This is a genomic window from Caballeronia telluris (genome assembly GCF_001544495.1).
In the GTDB taxonomy this organism is placed as follows: domain Bacteria; phylum Pseudomonadota; class Gammaproteobacteria; order Burkholderiales; family Burkholderiaceae; genus Caballeronia; species Caballeronia telluris.
Genome location: NZ_FCNZ02000027.1, coordinates 1 through 18,657 on the forward strand (window position 1 = coordinate 1; position 18,657 = coordinate 18,657).

Annotated in this window: 17 protein-coding genes and 1 pseudogene; 10 read left to right on the top strand and 8 right to left on the bottom strand. The window is 64.9% G+C overall.

Annotated features, from left to right (window positions below):
- The first annotated feature begins 742 nt into the window (after nt 1–742).
- Nucleotides 743–994 carry a GlsB/YeaQ/YmgE family stress response membrane protein gene (locus AWB66_RS26305; protein ID WP_087633068.1) on the top strand — a complete coding sequence of 84 codons (252 nt, stop codon included), beginning with the start codon at nt 743–745 and terminating at the stop codon, nt 992–994.
- A gap of 75 nt (nt 995–1,069) precedes the next feature.
- Here the strand turns inward: AWB66_RS26305 and AWB66_RS26310 are convergent, their stop codons facing one another.
- Nucleotides 1,070–1,732, bottom strand: coding sequence for a VTT domain-containing protein (locus tag AWB66_RS26310; protein ID WP_087633018.1), 663 nt, complete (start codon nt 1,730–1,732; stop codon nt 1,070–1,072).
- 202 nt (nt 1,733–1,934) lie between these two features.
- Between AWB66_RS26310 and mutL the strand changes: the two genes are divergently transcribed.
- Nucleotides 1,935–3,857: a DNA mismatch repair endonuclease MutL gene (gene mutL, locus AWB66_RS26315; RefSeq protein WP_087633069.1), complete on the top strand. Its 1,923-nt coding sequence runs from the start codon at nt 1,935–1,937 to the stop codon at nt 3,855–3,857.
- Nucleotides 3,854–4,801, top strand: coding sequence for a tRNA (adenosine(37)-N6)-dimethylallyltransferase MiaA (gene miaA / locus AWB66_RS26320; protein WP_087633019.1), 948 nt, complete (start codon nt 3,854–3,856; stop codon nt 4,799–4,801). Before mutL ends, miaA begins: the two co-directional genes overlap by 4 nt.
- 47 nt (nt 4,802–4,848) lie before the next feature.
- On the opposite strand, the gene purM is transcribed toward miaA, so the two are convergent.
- Nucleotides 4,849–5,904 carry a phosphoribosylformylglycinamidine cyclo-ligase gene (gene purM, locus AWB66_RS26325; protein ID WP_087633020.1) on the bottom strand — a complete coding sequence of 352 codons (1,056 nt, stop codon included), beginning with the start codon at nt 5,902–5,904 and terminating at the stop codon, nt 4,849–4,851.
- Between the two features lie 210 nt (nt 5,905–6,114).
- Between purM and hda the strand changes: the two genes are divergently transcribed.
- Genes hda through panB form a run of 6 tightly spaced genes read left to right on the top strand, consistent with a single transcriptional unit; the run spans nt 6,115 to nt 11,439 of the window.
- Nucleotides 6,115–6,939, top strand: coding sequence for a DnaA regulatory inactivator Hda (gene hda / locus AWB66_RS26330; protein ID WP_200819069.1), 825 nt, complete (start codon nt 6,115–6,117; stop codon nt 6,937–6,939).
- An 11-nt stretch (nt 6,940–6,950) separates the two neighbouring features.
- Nucleotides 6,951–7,634, top strand: coding sequence for a histidinol-phosphatase (locus tag AWB66_RS26335; RefSeq protein WP_087633022.1), 684 nt, complete (start codon nt 6,951–6,953; stop codon nt 7,632–7,634).
- Nucleotides 7,631–9,283 carry a polynucleotide adenylyltransferase PcnB gene (gene pcnB / locus AWB66_RS26340; RefSeq protein WP_235021243.1) on the top strand — a complete coding sequence of 551 codons (1,653 nt, stop codon included), beginning with the start codon at nt 7,631–7,633 and terminating at the stop codon, nt 9,281–9,283. Before AWB66_RS26335 ends, pcnB begins: the two co-directional genes overlap by 4 nt.
- Nucleotides 9,284–9,342: 59 nt before the next feature.
- Nucleotides 9,343–9,900 carry a 2-amino-4-hydroxy-6-hydroxymethyldihydropteridine diphosphokinase gene (gene folK, locus AWB66_RS26345; RefSeq protein WP_087633023.1) on the top strand — a complete coding sequence of 186 codons (558 nt, stop codon included), beginning with the start codon at nt 9,343–9,345 and terminating at the stop codon, nt 9,898–9,900.
- Complete coding sequence (locus tag AWB66_RS26350) at nt 9,897–10,580, top strand: deoxynucleoside kinase (RefSeq protein ID WP_087633024.1); 684 nt, start codon at nt 9,897–9,899, stop codon at nt 10,578–10,580. The genes folK and AWB66_RS26350 overlap by 4 nt, the downstream gene beginning before the upstream one ends.
- 43 nt (nt 10,581–10,623) lie before the next feature.
- Nucleotides 10,624–11,439 (top strand): 3-methyl-2-oxobutanoate hydroxymethyltransferase, encoded by an 816-nt coding sequence (panB, locus tag AWB66_RS26355; RefSeq protein ID WP_087633025.1) that lies wholly within the window; start codon nt 10,624–10,626, stop codon nt 11,437–11,439.
- Nucleotides 11,440–11,457: 18 nt separating this feature from the next.
- Here the strand turns inward: panB and pabB are convergent, their stop codons facing one another.
- The 5 genes and pseudogenes from pabB to grpE form a co-directional block, all read right to left on the bottom strand.
- Nucleotides 11,458–13,257, bottom strand: coding sequence for an aminodeoxychorismate synthase component I (gene pabB, locus AWB66_RS26360; protein WP_235021244.1), 1,800 nt, complete (start codon nt 13,255–13,257; stop codon nt 11,458–11,460).
- A 69-nt stretch (nt 13,258–13,326) separates the two neighbouring features.
- On the bottom strand, nt 13,327–14,463 hold the full coding sequence (gene dnaJ / locus AWB66_RS26365; protein WP_087633027.1) for a molecular chaperone DnaJ: 1,137 nt from the start codon (nt 14,461–14,463) through the stop codon (nt 13,327–13,329).
- Nucleotides 14,464–14,741: 278 nt separating this feature from the next.
- On the bottom strand, nt 14,742–16,700 hold the full coding sequence (gene dnaK / locus AWB66_RS26370) for a molecular chaperone DnaK (RefSeq protein ID WP_087633028.1): 1,959 nt from the start codon (nt 16,698–16,700) through the stop codon (nt 14,742–14,744).
- A 195-nt stretch (nt 16,701–16,895) separates the two neighbouring features.
- Nucleotides 16,896–16,997: pseudogene (locus AWB66_RS34525) on the bottom strand (thioredoxin family protein); the annotation flags it as partial.
- Nucleotides 16,998–17,138: 141 nt separating this feature from the next.
- Nucleotides 17,139–17,735, bottom strand: coding sequence for a nucleotide exchange factor GrpE (gene grpE, locus AWB66_RS26380; protein ID WP_087633070.1), 597 nt, complete (start codon nt 17,733–17,735; stop codon nt 17,139–17,141).
- Between the two features lie 370 nt (nt 17,736–18,105).
- Here grpE and AWB66_RS34090 point away from each other — a divergent pair, with 370 nt between their 5' ends.
- The gene (locus AWB66_RS34090; protein ID WP_167306342.1) at nt 18,106–18,267 is read left to right on the top strand and encodes a hypothetical protein; all 162 of its coding nucleotides are present in this window, start codon (nt 18,106–18,108) and stop codon (nt 18,265–18,267) included.
- Here AWB66_RS34090 and AWB66_RS26385 read toward each other — a convergent pair.
- The gene (locus AWB66_RS26385; protein ID WP_087633029.1) at nt 18,239–18,646 is read right to left on the bottom strand and encodes an RNA-binding S4 domain-containing protein; all 408 of its coding nucleotides are present in this window, start codon (nt 18,644–18,646) and stop codon (nt 18,239–18,241) included. The two genes, AWB66_RS34090 and AWB66_RS26385, sit on opposite strands and share 29 nt — an antisense overlap.
- Nucleotides 18,647–18,657 lie beyond the last annotated feature (11 nt).

Below are 18,657 nucleotides of genomic sequence, written 5' to 3' on the forward strand. Positions count from 1 at the left end.
GGCGGGAGACTGAACCGCCGTGGACGCATCACCGCCCGTCGACCGTTCGACGACCGGCGCCGGCACGAGCGCCGACGAACACCCCGCGAGCCCCGCCCCGCAAACGACGGCCCACGCCGTCAATCTGAATAATCCTGAACGCATCACCGCCATACTTCCGAACCCTGCCTGTTTGTTTTATCGACGTCCCGACGACCATCGCGCCGCTCAGAACCGCATTCCGGCGCCGCAGCCGCCGAAAAAGCCGCCATTCGACGCCGCGCCGCCGCAACCGAAGATGCCGCATCCGGACAACATCGCCGCCAGCCCGAGCGCCACGACCGCCATGCGAGCCCGACGCCACCCATTCGTTTCACTGCTGCCTGCCACCTTCGATTCGACTTTCCACTTCACGCCTGACACATCCCCGCGAGCATAAAACATTTAACGATGGTTCACGATTCCAGACGCCAAATTCACCACATCGGGCGCCGTCACTGCGTCGAAAAGGCCCCGAAACTTTGGCGTTCTAACGTTTGACGTTATCACACGGAATCGCGTGCTCGCATCTGCGTATGTCCGAATAACCGGCTGGCGCACGCGGCATTTTATCGGCTACCTGGCCGAATGGCGGCGCGATCGATGTTCTGACAATGCTTGACATTTCCGGGCCTCCACGGGACACGCGCATCGGCTACATTCACCGCGCTCGATGCGGGTGCATTCTGCATTTTCACTTTATGGAGATTGACGCATGGAATTCATGCAACACGGACTCGTTTGGGCGCTGATCATCGGCGCGGTGGCGGGCTGGCTCGCGGGCCTGCTCGTCAAGGGCGGCGGCTTCGGCCTTTTGGTCGACATTCTCGTCGGCATCGTCGGCGCGGTGATCGGCGGCTGGCTTTCGGGCGTGATCGGCATTTCGTTCGGCGGCGGCCTTCTTGGCTCGCTCATCACGGCAGTGATCGGCGCAGTCGTGCTGCTGTTCGTCTTGCGGCTTTTCAAGCGCGGCTAAACACCGCGCGATCCGCAAAAACGACGAGGCCGCCCGCAAGGCGGCCTCGTCCGTTTCGACGCCGGCGAACGCCGCTCAGACCTTCGACGACTTGCGCCGTGTCATCTTCCACAGCGCGCCGAGCGCGACGGGAATGACCGCCGCGCCGATCCCCACGAGCACGATCACGTTCAGATATTGCCGGATGAACGGAATATTGCCGAAGAAGTAGCCAAGCAGCACCAGCAACAGCACCCAGATCAGCGCGCCCAGCACGTTGAACACCTGAAAACGCGTGGCATCCATTGCCGACGCGCCCGCGACGAACGGCGCGAACGTGCGCACCACCGGCACGAAACGCGCGATGACGATGGTCTTGCCGCCGTGCTTATCGTAGAAATTATGGGTCTTCTGCAGCGCGGCGCGGTCGAGAAAACGTTCGAGAACCGGAATGTTCGAATGGAACACTTTCGGTCCGACCGCGCGCCCGATCCAGTAATTCACCGTGTTGCCGCCGATGGCCGCCACCAGCAGCAGCACGATCAGCACGCCGAGATGCATCGAGCCGGTCGCGGCAAACGCGCCGCCGATGAAAAGCAGCGAATCGCCCGGCAGGAACGGAAACACGACCAGCCCGGTTTCACAGAACACGATCAAAAAGAGCACCGCATACACCCAGCCGCCGTAGTGCTGGATGAAGAAGCCGAGCGACTTGTCGATGTGGAGAATGAGCCCCAGAAATTGCAGCAGTGTGTCCAAAAGCGTTCCTTGAAATGATTGAGACAGCGCGCTCGGCCGTGCGGGACGGGCATCGAAGGCGCTCGAAAAGCGGTCGCGTCATGATACCGAAAGTCGACAGCCGGAGACTTAGCGCGCCTGCATTTGGCGGCACGGAGCCGATACCGTGGCGGTCGAAGCCGACTGGCGAGTGCGCTTCGCACGCGATCGCTATAATTTCGCCATGCCCGATCTCACCGATACCCCCGCCGCCGCGCCCGTCGACGGCGCGCGCCGCCTGCGCGCGATCCAGCCGCTTCCCGACCAGCTGATCAGCCAGATCGCGGCGGGCGAAGTGGTCGAACGCCCCGCGTCCGTCGTCAAGGAACTGCTGGAGAACGCGCTCGACGCCGGCGCCACGACCTTGCGCATCACGCTCGACGAAGGCGGCGTGAAACGCATCGTGATCGCCGACGACGGCTGCGGCATGCCGTCCGATCAGTTGCCGCTCGCGCTCCTGCGCCACGCGACGAGCAAGATCCGCTCGCTCGCGGAACTCGAAGCCGTCGCGACGCTCGGCTTTCGCGGCGAAGCGCTGGCGTCGATCGCGTCGGTGGCCGAGCTGTTCATCACGAGCCGCACGAGCGACTGCGCGCACGCGACGCGCATCGACGCGCAGACGGGCGCGCTCTCGCCGGCGGCGGGCACCGTCGGCACGACGATGGAAGTGCGCGAACTCTACTTCAACACGCCCGCGCGCAGAAAGTTCCTGAAAAGCGAGCAGACCGAGCTCGGCCATTGCCTCGAAATGATCCGTCGGGTCGCGCTCGCGCGGCCCGACGTCGCGATTTCGGTGATGCACAACGGTAAGGCCGTCGAGCACTGGAACGCGAGCGATCCGCAGGCGCGCGTCGCGAAGATCCTCGGCGAAGTGTTCGATACGGCCCACCTGCCACTCGACGAGCGCGCCGGGCCGCTCGCGGTCTACGGCTGCGCCGGTCTGCCGACCGCGAGCCGTGGCCGCGCCGACCAGCAGTATTTCTTCGTCAATGGCCGCTTTGTCCGCGACAAGCTGCTGACGCACGCCGTGCGCGCCGCCTACGAAGACGTGCTGCATGGCAATCGCTATCCGTCGTACGTGCTGTTCCTCGACCTGCCGCCGGAATCCGTCGACGTGAACGTGCATCCGTCGAAGATCGAACTGCGTTTCCGCGATTCGCGCTCGATCCACCAGTTCGTGTTTCACGCCGTTCAACGCGCGCTGGCGCGGCACGCGGGAGCGTCGCTGGAAACGACTTCGGGCGCGCACGCCGCGCAATTGCAGCCGAGCGGTCCGGCTTCGTTCAGCGCGCGGCCGCTCGCGGGCGCGGGCGTGCTGGGCGCGAATGCGGCGCAAGAAAGCGCGAAAAGCGAAAACGGCACGACCTGGCTGCGCCAGTCGCGGATGACGCAGGGCACGCTGCCCGTCGCGCAGCCGCTCGCGCTCTACGACGCCCTCTTCGGCCGCAAGGACGCGTCGCCCGCCCCGGCGCAGTGGGCGTCCGACAGCGCGCCCGCGGCACGCTACGGTCACGACGAAGCCGAGCAGCCGCTCGGCTTCGCCCTCGGCCAGATTCACGGCATCTACGTGCTCGCGCAGAACGCGCAAGGGCTCGTGATCGTCGATATGCACGCGGCCCACGAGCGCATCCTCTACGAGCAGTTCAAGAACGCCCTCGCGAATCGGACGATCGCCGTGCAGCCGCTTCTGATCCCCGTTGCCATCACGGCGGAACCGGTGGACATTGGCGTCGTCGAGGAGGAGCGCGCGACACTCGATGCGCTCGGCTTCGACCTGGCCGTGCTCTCGCCGACGTCGATCGCGATCCGCGCCGTGCCCGCGCTGCTCAAGGACGCCGATCTGCAATCGCTCGCGCGCGCCGTGCTCGCGGATCTGCAGGCCTACGGCGGCTCGCGCGTGTTGACCGAGCGCCAGCACGAACTGCTCGGCACGCTCGCCTGCCATCACGCGGTCCGCGCGAACCGGCGCCTCACGCTCGACGAAATGAACGCGCTCCTGCGTCAGATGGAAGCCACCGAACGCGCCGACCAGTGCAATCACGGCCGGCCCACGTGGTTCCAACTGACGCTCGGCGACCTCGACCGCCTCTTCATGCGCGGACAATGAGCGATTCGCCGACGAAGCAGATCGCGTGTCTGCTCGGCCCGACGGCGTCGGGCAAGACCGCCGCCGCCCTCGCGTTCGCGGCGCGGCGGCCGGTGGAAATCGTGAGCGTCGATTCGGCGCTCGTCTACCGCGAGATGGACATCGGCACCGCGAAACCGAGCGCCGACGAACGCGCGGCGGCGCCGCATCATCTGATCGACATCATCGATCCCGCCGAGACTTATTCCGCCGCCGAGTTTCGCGCCGACGCACTGCGCCTCGTCGGCGAGATCGAGGCGCGCGGAAACGTGCCGCTTCTGGTCGGCGGGACGATGCTGTACTACAAGGCGCTGACGCAGGGCCTGAACGACCTGCCCGCGGCGGACCCGAAAGTTCGCGCCGCGCTCGATGCCGACGCCGCGCGCGACGGCTGGCCCGCGCTCCATGCGCGGCTTGCCGCGGTCGATCCCGAGACGGCTGCGCGGCTCGCGCCGAACGATTCGCAGCGCGTCCAGCGCGCGCTCGAAGTGTTCATGCTGACCGGGCAGCCGATGTCGGCGCTGCTCGCCGCGCCGCGCCGCGAGCAGGAGCCGGCGCGCTGGCGCTTCGTGCCGATCGCGCTGGAACCGTCGGAGCGCAGCGTGCTGCACGCGCGCATCGCCGCACGTTTCGACGCGATGCTGGCGCACGGTTTCATCGACGAAGTGAAGCGCCTGCGCGCGCGCGGCGACCTGAATCTCGCGATGCCTTCGATGCGCTGCGTCGGCTATCGGCAGGCGTGGGAATATCTCGACGGCGCGACCGACCGCGACACGATGCGCGACAAGGGTATCTTCGCGACGCGCCAGCTCTGCAAGCGCCAGCTGACGTGGCTGCGCGCGATGCCGGAGCGGATCGTGATCGACTGCTGCGCGGACGATGCCACCGCGCAAGCCGTCCAGGCGATCGAACGCGTGAGCCAATAAAAAACCGCTCCCTGGGGAGCGGTTTCATGAACGGCGGTGCGTGAAACTTAGACCACGACGGTCTGCGCCTCGCCTTCGCGGCTTTCACGCACGGTGCCGATCGTCCAGACTTGCTCGCCGGCAGCCGACAGCAAACCGGTCGCCGCTTCCGCGTCCTCGGCGGCGACGACCACCGCCATCCCGATCCCGCAATTGAACACGCGATGCATTTCCGCGTCCGCGACGCCGCCGTGCTTCTGCAGCCACGCGAAAAGCGGCGGCAGCGGCCACGCGCGATGATCGAGTTCGGCGGTCAGCCCTTCGCGCAGCACGCGCGGAATGTTTTCGACCAGCCCGCCGCCCGTGATATGCGCCATGCCCTTCACCGTCACGCTCTGCATCAGCGAGAGGAGCGGCTTCACGTAGATGCGCGTCGGCGCCATCAGCGCATCGGCGAGCGACCGGCCGTCGAAGTCGGCGGCGAGGTCCGGCTGCGCGCGCTCGATGACCTTGCGCACGAGCGAATAGCCGTTCGAATGGATGCCGCTCGATGCCAGCCCGAGCACGACGTCGCCCGGCTTGATCGTGCTGCCGTCGATGATCTTGCTCTTTTCCACCGCGCCGACCGCGAAGCCCGCGAGATCGTACTCGCCGTCGGGGTACATGCCCGGCATTTCCGCCGTTTCGCCGCCGATCAGCGCGCAGCCCGCGTATTCGCACCCTTGCGCGATGCCCTTGACGACGGTCGTCGCCGTGTCGACGTCGAGCTTGCCGCACGCGAAGTAGTCGAGGAAGAAGAGCGGCTCCGCGCCCTGCACGAGAATGTCGTTCACGCTCATCGCGACGAGATCCTGCCCGACCGTGTCATGCTTGTTCAGCTGGAACGCAAGGCGCAGCTTGGTGCCGACGCCGTCCGTGCCCGACACCAGCACCGGCTCCTTGTAGCGCTTCGGCACTTCGAACAGCGCGCCGAATCCGCCGATGCCGCCCAACACGCCGTCGCGCATCGTTTTCTTGGCAAACGGCTTGATCCGGTCGACGAGCGCGTCGCCGGCATCGATGTCCACGCCCGCGTCGCGATAGGACAAACCTTGGGCGTCGGGGGCGGTTTTCGGCTGATTCATGGGGGATGAGCGAGAAGGTCGGTAAAATGCGATTTTACCCGATGACAGCCCTGCGGCTGGAATTCACGCGTTTCGCCGCGCCTCGTCCCGAATCACGTCCGAATCGTTTCCAGGATGGGGAAAACGCGCGAAACGCTTGGGCGCCCGGCGCGAACCGTACCGCGGCACGACCCGCACCCTGCATTTCAAGATACGCCCCGACGGAACCGACTGCCCGTGCAACGCCAACTGACGCTCGATCTCGGCACGCCGCCGCCTGCCACCTTCGACAATTTCTTCGCCGCGAGCAACCACGAACTCGTGACGCGCCTGCGCGAGCTGGAAGGCGCGCTCGCGGCCGGCCCGGTCGCGGACCGCACTTTCTACATCTGGGGCGAGCCGGGCAGCGGCCGCAGCCATCTGCTGAAGGCGCTCGTCCATGAAGCAACCGGCCGCGCGCGTTTTCTGAGCCCGCAAAGCGCGCTGACCGCGTACGTCTTCGATCCGCGCGTGACGCTTTATGCCATCGACGACTCCGACGGCCTGTCCGGCGCGCAGCAGATCGCGCTCTTCAACCTCTTCAACGAAGTGCGCGCGCATCCGACGAGCGCGCTCGTCGCCACCGGCAGCGCGCCGCCGATGGGCCTCGAAGTGCGCGAAGACCTGCGCACGCGGCTCGGCTGGGGACTCGTGTTCCATCTCGCCGCGCTCACGGACGAAGGCAAGGCGTCGGTGCTGAAGCACGCGGCGCGCGAGCGCGGCATCGCACTCGCGGACGACCTGCCCGCCTATCTGCTGACGCATTTTCGCCGCGACATGCCGAGCCTGATGGCGCTCCTCGACGAACTCGACCGCTTTTCGCTCGAACAGAAGCGCGCGGTCACGCTGACGCTCCTGCGCAACATGACGAAGAGCGCCCGCGCGAGCGACAACGACGAAGCGCCCGCAGATCCGCCGCCCGCGCCGGACCCCGCGACGACCGACCTGCTCGGCGATCCGCTGAGCCTCGATTCCGTCTCGGCGCCGCCGGAAACGGCTTCAACCCGCTTCAAGTAAAATGCGCTCCCATGAACCTCGCCCTCTTTGATCTCGATCACACGCTCATCCCGACCGACAGCGACCACGAATGGGGTCGCTTCATGGTGAAGCTCGGCATCGTCGATGCGGAAAAGTTCGCGCGCCAGAACGACGCGTTCTACGCGGACTACAAGGCGGGCGTGCTCGACATCGACGCGTACCTGCACTCGGCGCTCGCGCCGCTCTCGAAGCATTCCCGCGAGCAACTCGCCGACTGGCACGCGCAGTTCATGCGCGAAGTCATCAATCCGCGCATCGTCCCGGCCGCCGTCACGCTCGTGCGCGAGCACCAGGACAACGGCGACCTCTGCTGCCTCGTCACCGCGACCAACGCGTTCATCACCGCGCCGATCGCCGAGGCATTCGGCATCGAGGCGCTGATCGCGTGCGAAGCCGAAACCGTCGACGACCATCCGCACGGCGCGTTCACCGGCCGTCCGAAGGGCACGCCGAGCTACCGCGAAGGCAAGATCGTGCGCGTCGAGGCGTGGCTCGAATCAATGGGCAAGAAACTCACGGACTTCAAGCACAGCTACTTCTACAGCGACTCGCACAACGACATTCCGCTGCTCGAGCAAGTCACCGACCCGATCGCGACCAACCCCGACGACCTGCTCCGCGCCCACGCCGAAACCCGCGGCTGGCGCATCCTGGACCTCTTCAATTCACAGTGATCAAAAAACTCATCCGCAAGCTGTTCGGCCAGGATAGCGCCGCATCCAACGATGGCGCATCGGCCGACGCAGCATCGTCGGCGGTCTCGCCGGCCGATTCATCCGCCCGGGCGCCGGCCCGCAAGAGCACGCGCAAGAAACCCGCCGACGCACCGGTCCCGAAGCGCGATCCGAACGTGCCGGTCATCCTCTCGTCGGACATCCACGGCATCGATCCAACGCTCATCTCGAAGAACGCCATCCGTGTGACCGACGCTTTGCAGGAAGCCGGCCACCGCGCGTTCATCGTCGGCGGCGCGGTGCGCGATCTGCTGCTCGGCGTCGCGCCGAAGGATTTCGACGTCGCCACCGACGCCACGCCCGATCAGGTGCAAAAGCTCTTTCGACGCGCGCGCATCATCGGGCGGCGGTTTCAGATCGTCCATGTGCAGTTCGGGCAGGACATCATCGAGACATCGACCTTTCGCGCGCTCGTCGATGTTCCCGCCGACGCGCCGCCCGCCGAGCCGCCGCGTCGTCTGAAGCGCGGCGAGCTGGATGCGCGCACGCACGCGGTCGATGCGAGCGGCCGCGTGCTGCGCGACAACGTCTGGGGCGAGCAGCACGAAGACGCCACGCGCCGCGATTTCACGATCAACGCGATGTACTACGATCCGGCGACGCAAACCGTGCTGGATTATCACGACGGCATGGCCGACATTCGCGCGCGCCTGTTGCGCATGATCGGCGATCCGGCCACGCGTTATCGCGAAGACCCGGTGCGCATGCTGCGCGTCGTGCGTTTCGCGGCCAAGCTCGGCTTCGAGATCGAAGACGCAACGCGCGCCCCGATCAAGGAACTCGCGGACCTGATGAACAACGTGCCGGCCGCGCGTCTCTTCGACGAGATGCTCAAGCTGCTGCTGTCCGGCCACGCGCTCGCATGCCTCACGCGTCTGCGCGCGGAAGGCCTGCATCACGGCGTGCTGCCGCTTCTCGACGTCGTGCTGGAACAGCCGCACGGCGAGAAGTTCGTGACGCTCGCGCTCACCAATACCGACGAGCGCGTGCGCGCCGGCAAGCCGGTGTCGCCGGGCTTTCTGTTCGCCACGCTCCTGTGGCACGACATGCAGACGCGCTGGCAGCAATACTCGAACGCGGGCGAGTACCCGGTGCCCGCGCTGCATCGCGCGATGGACGACGTGCTCGACATGCAGACGGAGAAACTCGCGATCCACAAACGTTTCTCGTCGGACATGCGCGAGATCTGGGGCCTGCAGCATCGGCTCGAAAAACGCTCGGGCAGAAGCGCGCTGAAGCTGCTGGAACACCAAAGGTTTAGAGCGGGTTATGATTTCCTCTTGCTGCGATGCGAATCCGGCGAGCTCGATCTGGAAATCGGACAGTGGTGGACGGATTTCATCGACGGCGATGCCGCCGCGCGCGAAGCACTGCTCTCGCAAGGCGGCAAGGACCGCGCGCCGAAGAAACGGCGCCGCCGCAGCAGCAACGCGAAGAGCCGCAGGACGGGCGAGACGGCGGACAGTGGCGCGAGCGCCGCGGAACGTGAAGGCGGCGAGCATCGTGACGATGGCGACACGCGCGAAGGACACAACGAAGTACGCAACGAAGTACGCAACCAAGCACGCAACGACGGCCACGACGATTGACGCAACCGGAGCGTCGGCCGTCACGCTGGCCGCGCAACGACAGTCGTAGGACTTATGCCATGACGGTAGCTTATCTGGGTCTCGGCGCGAATCTCGGCGACGCGCGCCAGACCCTGAAAGACGCAGTCGTGTGTCTTGCTCAGCAACGCACGATCACCGTGCTCGCGAAATCGAGCCTCTATCGCACCGCGCCCATCGACGCCGGTGGCGACGACTATTTCAATTGCGTCGTGAAGCTCGAAACGTCGTTGCCCGCGCGGCAGTTGCTCAGGCTCTGCCATACCGTCGAAGAGCAGTTCGGGCGCGAGCGGCCGTATCGCAATGCGCCGCGCACGCTCGACCTCGACATCCTGCTCTACGGCGACTCCAGCATCGACGAAGCCGACCTGATCGTGCCGCATCCGCGTCTCGCCGAGCGCGCGTTCGTGCTCGTGCCGCTCCTCGAACTCGACGGCGAATGCATCATCCCGCTGCGCGGCCGCGCCGACGCGTTCCTCGCCGTCGTCGCCGATCAGCGCATCGAGAAGGTCGCGACGTGCCAGTGTCCCTTGCTCGGCACGCCAGATGTCGACAAGACCGCATCCTCCACCGCATCCAACAAGCCCGACTGCCGATGAGCGCCGCTCCGCCCCTGACCGTCACCGCGCCGCAAACGCGCCCGCCGCATCGTTACATCGCGATCGAAGGTCCGATCGGCGTCGGCAAGACGACGCTCGCGACGCTGCTCGCCGAGCGCTGGTCCATGCGCACGCTCTTCGAGCGCCCGCAGGACAATCCGTTTCTCGAACGCTTCCATCGCGACACGACGCGCTATGCGCTGCAAACGCAACTGAGCTTCGCGTTGCAGCGGCTTCAGCAGACGCGCGAAGTCGCCGACGCGCTGTCCGGCCACGCGCCGCTCATCGCCGACTTCATCACGCAGAAGAGCGAACTCTTCGCGCGCCTCACGCTGCCCGACGACGAGCTCCAGCTGTATCGCGACATCGCCTCGCGCATCGATGCGAGCGCGCCCGCGCCGGATCTCGTCGTGTATTTGCAGGCGAGCCCCGAAGTGCTGTTCGCGCGCATTCAGAAGCGCGCGGTGCCCTCGGAGTTGCAGATCTCGGACGCGTATCTGCGCGCGCTCTGTGACGCGTACAACGACTTCTTCTATCACTACGACGCGACGCCGCTGCTCACCGTAAATGCCGAGCACCTGAATCCGCTCGATTCGCACGCGGACCTTGCCCTCTTCGCCGAACGCATCGAGTCGATGCGTGGCCGCAAGGAATTCTTCGTCAAGGGCATGTCGGTCTGACGGCCCGAGGCTTCAAGACGATTCACCCTTCTCTGGAAAGATCATGGCGTACTTGCAGGAAACCGCGCGCAACGCGATCACCGTCCCCAAGCTTCAGGCGATGCGCGACGCGGGTGAAAGAATCGTGATGCTGACGTGCTACGACGCGAGCTTTTCCGCGCTGCTCGACCGTGCGGGCGTCGAAGTGATGCTGATCGGCGATTCGCTCGGCAACGTTCTGCAAGGTCACAGCACGACGCTCCCCGTCACGCTCGCGGACATCGCGTATCACACGGCGTCGGTCGCGCGCGGCAACAAGAGCGCGCTGATCGTCGCGGACATGCCGTTCGGCACCATCGGCTCGCGCGAGGAGGCCTACGCGAACGCGGTGCAACTGATGCGCGCCGGCGCGCAGATGGTGAAAATCGAAGGCGGCGAATGGCTCGCCGATACGGTGCGCTTTCTCGTCGAACGCGCGATTCCGGTGTGCGGGCATGTCGGGCTCACGCCGCAGTCGGTGCATGCGTTCGGCGGCTTCAAGGTGCAGGGCAAGACCGACGCGGCCGCGGCCCAGATGCGCCGCGACGCGCTCGCGCTTCAGGAAGCGGGCGCGCAACTGCTCGTGATCGAAGCGGTGCCAACGCTGCTCGCACGCGAAGTGACGGAGCAGGTCACGATCCCGACGATCGGCATCGGGGCGGGCATCGACTGTTCGGGACAGGTGCTGGTGCTGCACGACATGCTCGGGATTTTCCCCGGCAAGCGGCCGCGCTTCGTGAAGGATTTCATGAACGGACAGCCGTCGATCTTCACGGCCGTCGAAGCCTACGTGCGCGCCGTGAAGGACGGCAGCTTCCCCGGACCGGAGCATACGTTCTAGGCGCAGACGCCGTCTGATCTACTTCGCGATCCGGAGTCGCGCCTTTACCGCGCCGCGCAGCGCATTGCTCAACATCAGCGCTTCGGCGCCTTCCAGCTCGTCGCGCGTGATCGTGCGTTCGGCCGCGTCCAACTCCTCCAGCAGCACGGCGCGCATCACGCCCGGCAAGACACCGGCGTCGATCGGTGGCGTGTACCAGCGGCCTTCCAGCTTGACGAACACCGTCGAGCGTCCGCCTTCGGTCACTTCATCGCGCTCGTTGAAGAAGACCATGTCGAAGGCGCCCTGCGCTTCCGCCTCCTTCCAGGCGCGATCGTAGTCCGCGCGACGCGTGGTCTTGTGGCGCAACAGCGGATCGGTTGACGCTTGCGGCCCGAAGCCGTGCTCCGGTGCAAGCAGCACATCGACCGTATCGGCGCCCAGCGGCGCGAGCAACGCGCTCGTCAGCGTGATCGTGCCGTCCTTGCCGAGCGCGATTCGCAGACGATACGGCGCGCCCTCGTCGAACGATTCGCAACGCGCGTTGATGAGCCTGCGCAGCCTCTGCGGCTCCAGCGCAAAATCCAGATACCGCGCGCTATGCGCAAGCCGCGCGAGATGACGTTCGAGATACCGCACGCCCTCGCCGCGCGTCGCGTACGTCGTCTCGAAGAGTTCGAAGCCCGGATCTGCGCCCGTCAGAAACGACGCTTTCAAGCGGCACTCGGCGTATTCGTCGTCGGCGACGCTGTCGAGGACAATGCCCGCGCCGATGCCCATCGTCCCGCGCCCGTCGCCTGTGAGCAGCGTTCGGATCGCGACCGAAAGACAGAAGTCGCCGCCATGATCGAGCCAGCCGATCGCGCCCGTGTACAAGCCGCGCGGCGTGTTCTCGATTTCGTCGATCAGTTGCATCGTCCGGTACTTTGGCGCGCCGGTGATGGAGCCGCACGGAAAGAGCGCGCGGAAAATGTCGGCGAAGGCGACGCCCGCGCGCACGCGCGCCTCGATGGTCGATGTCATCTGCCAGACCGACGCATACGGTTCGACCGAGAACAGCGCCGGCACATGCACCGAACCGGTGGCCGCGACGCGCGACATGTCGTTGCGCAGCAGATCGACGATCATTACGTTTTCGGCGCGATTTTTCGGATCGTCGTGGAGAAGTTGGGGATCGGTTTCGCGCGGCGCGGTGCCTTTCATTGGTCGCGCACGCAGCACGTTGCCCTGGCTCTCGACGAAGAGTTCGGGCGAACACGAGATCACGGCATCGCCGTTCGGCAAAGCGATCAGCGCGCCATAGCGCACCGGCTGCCTCGCCCGCAGCCGCCGATAGAGCGCGAGCGGCGTGCCGAACACATCGAACGCGAGGCGGTACGTGTAATTGACCTGATACGAATCGCCGGCGCGCAAGGCGTCGTGCACGGCGGCGATCGCCCGATCGAACGCATCGCGCGTGACGCTCGCCTCGATGCCCGCGACACCCGCCGCCGACGGCACCGGCGCGCCGTTGTCCTGCGAGGCGAGCCACGCATCGGCTTCGTCGCGCGAGAGAAATACACAATCGCGGAACAACAAAAAGCGCAGCGCGGCATTGCCGGACTGCGCTTTTTCAGACAACTGCAGATTGCGGCCGAATTCGTAGTCCGCGACGAGAACCGCATGCAGACCGTCGCGCACGTCGGCTTCGACCTCCGCGCACAGGGCATCGAGCGCGGCGCCGTCCGTTGCGGACCGCTCGTGCGCGAAGCCGGTGTAGAGACGAGTCGACCGTCTGTCGGCGGTCGACTCGCAATCGTCGAGCAGCGCGAAGACCACGCTGCTTGGGTTTGACGTCAATGAGCTTGACGTCAATGAGTCGGACGCCAACGAATCGGACGTCATTGCATCGCCCGGATCAATGAAGCATCAATCGAAAAAGCTCTTCACACGATCGAACCAACTCTTGCTCTGCGGACTATGCCGCGAGCCGCCCTCGACCAGCGACTTCTCGAACTGCTTGAGCAGATCGCGCTGCTGATCGGTGAGCTTGACCGGCGTTTCGACCTGCACATGCACGTACAAATCGCCCGCGATGCTGGAGCGCAAACCCTTGATGCCCTTGCCACGCAGACGGAACGTCTTGCCCGACTGCGTGCCTTCCGGCACCGTAAAGCTGGCGCGGCCCGCGAGCGTCGGCACTTCGATCTCGCCGCCGATCGCCGCCGTCGTGAACTGGATCGGCATCTGGCAATGGAGGTCGTCGCCGTCGCGCTCGAACACCGAATGCTGCTTGATGTGAATCTCGACGTACAAGTCACCGCTTGGTCCGCCGTTGATGCCCGGCTCACCGTTGCCGGCGGAGCGGATGCGCATGCCGTCGTCGATGCCTGCCGGGATTTTCACTTCCAGCGTCTTGGTTTCCTTCACCTTGCCCGCGCCGTGGCAGTGCGCGCACGGATCTGGAATATAGCTGCCGGTGCCGTGGCACTTCGGACACGTCTGCTGGATGCTGAAAAAGCCCTGCGACATGCGCACGGTACCGTTGCCGTGACAGGTCGGGCAGGTTTCCGGCTTGGTGCCGGGCTTCGCGCCCGAGCCCTTGCAGACCGTACAGTTCACCCAGCTCGGCACGCGAATCTGCGTGTCGTAGCCGTGCGCGGCCTGTTCGAGCGTGATTTCCATGCTGTAGCGCAGATCGGCGCCGCGATAAACCTGCGGACCTGCGCGCCCGCGCGCGCCACCGCCGCCGGCCTGCTGGCCGAAGATGTCGCCGAAGATGTCGCCGAACGCATCGGCGAAGCCGCCGAAACCTTGCGCGCCCGCGCCCGCCATGTTCGGATCGACGCCCGCATGACCGTACTGATCGTAAGCCGCACGCTTTTGCGAATCCGACAGCATTTCATAGGCTTCCTTGCCCTCCTTGAAATGGTCCTCCGCATTCTTGTTGTCCGGATTGCGGTCGGGGTGGTACTTCATCGCAAGCTTGCGATACGCCTTCTTGATCTCGTCGTCGCTCGCATTCTTCGCGACGCCCAGAACCTCGTAGTAATCCCGTTTCGCCATATCGGTTCGATGCCGCCGCACGCGACGCGCGCCGGCTCCCTCTCGGATGCTCGAGTCTTGCGACTCGTGTGTAACTTCGACGCCGCGCGTTCCTCGTCGACGCATTTCGTCGATGAAGGCGGCGCCCTCTAAAAAAACAACGTGCCCGGAAAGCCATTTGGCTCGCCAGGCGCGTCTTCAAACCTGCTTCGTCTCGATCGGCCGGCTTCGTGCATCATGCGATGCGCGCGAAACCGGCTCCGTCCGTGGCGATGAATCGCTCGTCGCGGTCAATCGGATTAGTCCTTCTTCACTTCCTTGAAATCCGCGTCGACCACGTCGTCGTGCTGCTGGCTCGCGCCCGCCGACGATGCGCCCGCTTCCGCGCCCGCCGCGCCGGCCGCAGCACCTGCCGCGCCCTGCGCCGCCTGCATGTCGGCGTACATCTTCTCGCCGAGCTTTTGCGATGCGGTGGACAGCGCCTCGATCTTCGCGTCGATCGCAGCCTTGTCGCTCGATCCGCTCTTCAGCGCGTCTTCGAGATCCTTCAACGCGGCTTCGATCTTTTCCTTCTCGGACGCATCCAGCTTCTCGCCGTACTCGGCAACCGCCTTCTTCGTGCTGTGAACGAGCGCGTCGCCCTGATTGCGCGAGTCGGCCAGTTCGCGAAGCTTGTGATCTTCCTCGGCGTTGGCTTCGGCGTCCTTCACCATCTTGTCGATCTCGGCATCCGACAGGCCCGAGTTCGCCTTGATGGTGATCTTGTTTTCCTTGCCCGTCGCCTTGTCCTTCGCGCCGACATGCAGGATGCCGTTCGCGTCGATGTCGAAGGTCACTTCGATCTGCGGCGTGCCGCGCGGTGCCGGCGGGATGCCTTCCAGGTTGAACTCGCCCAGCAGCTTGTTGCCCGCCGCCATTTCGCGCTCGCCCTGGAACACCTTGATCGTCACGGCGCCCTGGTTGTCGTCGGCCGTCGAATACACTTGCGCGTGCTTCGTCGGGATCGTCGTGTTCTTGTTGATCATCTTCGTCATCACGCCGCCGAGCGTTTCGATGCCGAGCGACAGAGGCGTCACGTCAAGCAGCAACACGTCCTTGCGGTCGCCCGACAGAACCTGACCCTGAATCGCGGCGCCAACGGCGACGGCTTCGTCCGGGTTCACGTCACGGCGCGGGTCCTTGCCGAAGAACTCCTTCACCTTTTCCTGCACCTTCGGCATGCGCGTCATGCCGCCGACGAGAATCACGTCGTCGATGTCGCCGACCTTCACGCCCGCATCCTTGATCGCGATGCGGCACGGTTCGATCGTGCGCTCGATCAGTTCTTCGACGAGCGCTTCGAGCTTCGCACGCGTAAATTTCAGGTTCAAGTGCTTCGGACCCGACGCGTCCGCCGTAATGTACGGCAGGTTGATGTCGGTCTGCGCGGTCGACGAGAGTTCGATCTTCGCCTTTTCCGCCGCTTCCTTCAGGCGTTGCAGCGCGAGGACGTCCTTCGACAGATCGACGCCCTGCTCCTTCTTGAACTCGCCGATGATGTAATCGATGATGCGCTGGTCGAAGTCTTCGCCGCCGAGGAACGTGTCGCCGTTGGTCGAGAGCACTTCGAACTGCTTTTCGCCGTCCACGTCCGCGATTTCGATGATCGAGACGTCGAACGTGCCGCCGCCCAGGTCATACACCGCGATCTTGCGGTCGCCCTTTTCGGCCTTGTCGAGACCGAACGCGAGCGCAGCCGCCGTCGGCTCGTTGATGATGCGCTTGACTTCCAGGCCCGCGATGCGGCCGGCGTCCTTGGTGGCCTGACGCTGGCTGTCGTTGAAGTACGCGGGAACCGTGATCACGGCTTCCGTGACCGGCTCGCCGAGATAGTCTTCAGCGGTCTTCTTCATCTTGCGCAGCACTTCTGCCGAAATCTGCGGCGGCGCGAGCTTCTGGCCGTGCGCTTCCACCCAGGCGTCGCCGTTGTCGGCCTTGACGATCTGGTAAGGCATCAGCGCGATGTCCTTCTGCACTTCCTTTTCTTCGAAACGGCGGCCGATCAGGCGCTTTACCGCGTACAGCGTGTTGCGCGGGTTGGTGACCGACTGACGCTTCGCCGGCGCGCCGACCAGAATCTCGTTCTCGTCGACATACGCGATGATCGACGGTGTAGTGCGCGCGCCTTCCGAGTTCTCGATGACGCGAACCTGATTGCCTTCCATGATCGCCACGCACGAGTTGGTCGTGCCGAGGTCGATACCGATGATTTTGCCCATTTTTGTAATCTCCAGAACTTTGATCGCAGCGGGGCCGGTCGTTCGAACCGCGGTTTTTACCGCAGATTCATTGGGCCGACGCCCTAAAATTCATACCTGTTCGCAAGATAAGTGCGCTCGCACCGTTTTCAAGACCCTGAATTCGATGCAGTCTTTCTTTTTTTGAACCTTTTCGCCGCGCCGGCTCACGACTTTTTAGTCGAGCGCGCGCATGTTCTCGCGCGCGGCTGCCACAGCCGCTTCGAACTGCCCGAGACCGTGCCAGCCGGTCGTCCAGCCGAGGCGCTTGCCCCGGTAGCTTCAGTCCACGCCCCGAACAAAACGATCGTCAGCTCGCCGTCCATAGACCGGACTCGCCGCATCGAAATATCCGGAGGCGACTTGCGCATGCCGAACACCGGAAACGCGGTAGCGTTGGCCCCGACGTTCGCCGCTGCGCTATTTCGGCGCAGCGACGGTGACGAGCGCCGGGCGCAGCACGCGATCGGCGATCACATAGCCCTTTTGCAGCACGTTCACGATCGTGTTGGCTTCCTGTTCCGCCGGAACCATCGAAATGGCCTGGTGGCGATGCGGGTCGAATTTCTCGCCGACCGGGTTCAACGCGATCACACGGCCCTTTTCGAGCGCGCCGGTCAACTGGCGCAGCGTCAGTTCGACGCCTTCGCGCACCTTGGCGATATCGGTCGACGAATCCGCGAGGGCGGCTTCGAGACTATCGAGCACCGGCAGCAGGTTTTCCGCGAAATTTTCGATGGCGAACTTGTGCGCCTTCGACACGTCTTCCTGAGCCCGGCGGCGAACATTCTCCGTTTCGGCCTTGGCGCGCAGGAACTCTTCCTGGAGCGCGGCGACCTTCACCTGCGCTTCGGCGAGTTGCGCCTCGGTTTCGTTCGCCTGAGCGGCTTCCGGCGCCGCTTCCGCGGCCGGTGACGGCTGGGCGTTGTTGGCGCCGGTTGCGTCGGCGGACTGGCGCGCTGTGTCGTCGGCGGGCGTGGGGTTCTGGCTCGCTGGATTCTCTTGCGTGTTTTCCATGTCGCTGAATGTCTTGCTGAGGGTTGATTCGGATGCGAACCGCGGGATGAACGCCAACAGAAGCGGCCAACCCGCGTTGCAAAAATACAACTAGGGAAACGCGGACACCAATGCGTTCCCGCACCAGCGACTCATCTAGGGCTCGTGCGGGCATTTTCAAGAGCCGCCGCGTGATTTTTCGACGTTTCGGGTGCGGCCGAAACACCCGGTAACAAGCAATTGAGGGCCTCCTGCAGATTCAGATTGAGCCCGTGGCGCCGGTCGCCTACACTTCGATTAGGCTCTCGTCGGCACAGGTTAACCCTAATCCTACGGAAGCATTTCAAACCGCTCAAGCCCTTGCCCGTTTCGCCCGCTCACCGGGGGTACCATGAAACTGACCTTTGCTATTGCGGTGGTCGCCCTGGTACTGGTTGCGGGAACCACGACCATCTGCATGTCCGGCGCCGTCACGGCGCGCAATACGGAATACGGCGGCATTCATGCCACTGTCGAGCAATATTTCAATCCGGACCTGAAAATTTGTCGATGATCCGGCGATCGCGCTTGGTCGGCCGGCCCTGAAGCTCGGCCGCCGGCTCGCGATACGTCTTGCGCCGCTCGGTTTCCGCCAACCGCTTCTCGCGGCCTTCCTGCGTTTCGGCGTAGAGCGTCTGCGCGACCGTGGCCGGTCCGCGCACGTCGCAGATTCCCAGCACTTCCACTTGCCAGACGATCCGTTCGATGTCGATCTCCACGAGGTCGCCGACGCGCACGTCCTTCGACGGCTTCACGTTCGCCCCGCCTATCCTCACGCGGCCTTTCTCGACGGCGTCGCTTGCAAGCGAGCGCGTCTTGAAGAAGCGTGCCGCCCAAAGCCATTTGTCGATACGAAGACGCGCACCGGGTTCAGTCGAAATCGTGTGGTTCATGAGAGTTCGGG

Coding starts and splice junctions, on each gene's coding strand:
- AWB66_RS26305 (WP_087633068.1), top strand. CDS start 743: ATGCAACACGGACTCGTTTGGGCGCTGATCATCGGCGCGGTGGCGGGC.
- mutL (WP_087633069.1), top strand. CDS start 1,935: ATGCCCGATCTCACCGATACCCCCGCCGCCGCGCCCGTCGACGGCGCG.
- miaA (WP_087633019.1), top strand. CDS start 3,854: ATGAGCGATTCGCCGACGAAGCAGATCGCGTGTCTGCTCGGCCCGACG.
- purM (WP_087633020.1), bottom strand. CDS start 5,904: ATGAATCAGCCGAAAACCGCCCCCGACGCCCAAGGTTTGTCCTATCGC.
- AWB66_RS26335 (WP_087633022.1), top strand. CDS start 6,951: ATGAACCTCGCCCTCTTTGATCTCGATCACACGCTCATCCCGACCGAC.
- folK (WP_087633023.1), top strand. CDS start 9,343: ATGACGGTAGCTTATCTGGGTCTCGGCGCGAATCTCGGCGACGCGCGC.
- AWB66_RS26350 (WP_087633024.1), top strand. CDS start 9,897: ATGAGCGCCGCTCCGCCCCTGACCGTCACCGCGCCGCAAACGCGCCCG.
- panB (WP_087633025.1), top strand. CDS start 10,624: ATGGCGTACTTGCAGGAAACCGCGCGCAACGCGATCACCGTCCCCAAG.
- dnaJ (WP_087633027.1), bottom strand. CDS start 14,463: ATGGCGAAACGGGATTACTACGAGGTTCTGGGCGTCGCGAAGAATGCG.
- dnaK (WP_087633028.1), bottom strand. CDS start 16,700: ATGGGCAAAATCATCGGTATCGACCTCGGCACGACCAACTCGTGCGTG.
- grpE (WP_087633070.1), bottom strand. CDS start 17,735: ATGGAAAACACGCAAGAGAATCCAGCGAGCCAGAACCCCACGCCCGCC.
- AWB66_RS34090 (WP_167306342.1), top strand. CDS start 18,106: ATGAAACTGACCTTTGCTATTGCGGTGGTCGCCCTGGTACTGGTTGCG.
- AWB66_RS26385 (WP_087633029.1), bottom strand. CDS start 18,646: ATGAACCACACGATTTCGACTGAACCCGGTGCGCGTCTTCGTATCGAC.